At 66.6% G+C, this 374-nt stretch carries 1 protein-coding gene; it reads left to right on the top strand.

The window, feature by feature from the left end:
* On the top strand, positions 1–206 hold a 206-nt coding region (locus tag AC1DSF_RS31365), incomplete at its 5' end, for an alpha/beta fold hydrolase (RefSeq protein WP_478184208.1).
* Positions 207–374 lie beyond the last annotated feature (168 nt).

Below are 374 nucleotides of genomic sequence, written 5' to 3'. Positions count from 1 at the left end.
CGCCAGAACGCGCCGGCATGCCGTCTCTGGTCCTCGCATCCGATCCCAGCGACTTCATCACGTCCGACCACGCGGAGGAACTGCGTGCCCGAGGCCTGACTGTCGACGTCTTCACCGGCCGTGGCCATTCGGCATTCCGCGAGGATTTCGACGAGTTCATCCGGCGTCTGGACATCTGGCTGGCGGCGCCTTCCGATCGTCCGTGACGCTCGCCGGAGCGGGCTGGAACACAAAAGCTCGTTCCGGCCCAGGGAGTTCCAGCTCCAGCAGGCTGGTGCACCGCGGCTGGAGAGCGACCATCTGGGTTGGGGTCCACAGCCAGCACAAGCCCCACACCTGGTCCCATGCCTGCCTAACCCGCCACGGTGGTGCGT

It is taken from the genome of Variovorax sp. 01N429, assembly GCF_056399425.1.
The sequence above is the reverse complement of the archived record's forward strand: the minus strand, read 5'-3'. Positions and strand labels throughout refer to the sequence as shown.